The organism is Bowmanella yangjiangensis, from assembly GCF_017255015.1.
GTDB classification, from domain to species: Bacteria; Pseudomonadota; Gammaproteobacteria; order Enterobacterales; family Alteromonadaceae; genus Bowmanella; species Bowmanella yangjiangensis.
Map to the genome: position 1 here is coordinate 1 of NZ_JAFKCS010000606.1, position 441 is coordinate 441.

At 67.3% G+C, this 441-nt stretch carries 1 protein-coding gene; it reads right to left on the reverse strand.

Annotated elements, in window-relative coordinates; genetic code table 11:
• On the reverse strand, nt 1-215 hold a 215-nt coding region (locus tag J0A65_RS25895; protein ID WP_206597067.1), incomplete at its 3' end, for a hypothetical protein.
• Nucleotides 216-441: the final 226 nt, after the last annotated feature.

A 441-nucleotide genomic window follows, 5' to 3' on the forward strand; every position in this document is an offset into this window, starting at 1 on the left:
AGGTAGAACCACTCGTTGTCATCGCTCTCGAAGCTGAGGTCGATGGTCCGCGCGGCGTAGGTCACCTGCTTGTCGTAGTGGCCGTCCACCGGCACCTCATAGGCGGCGAAGTCCTCGCCACTGAGCAGCAGGTGCTGCTCCTCGGCCAGCGGCACTTCATCCTCGACGCAGCCGGCGAGCGCCAGCAGGCCCAGCAACAGTATCGGTCTGAACATGGCATTCCTCCCTGAATGAGTGCAGGCAGCTTGCCCGATCCGGCTCCGCCTGGCCACCCGGGCCGGCCGAGGCTGTGCGCGCGGGCACACCGTTCGTCCGCCTGGCGCGAATCGCCAGTGTCGCTGACCGGCTGTGTCACTGCTCGCCTCGCCCCATCCACCTAGGCTGGGCATCGACAGGAACGATCCGCACCCGGCCAGCCCGGCAGGAGACCGCCATGCGTGT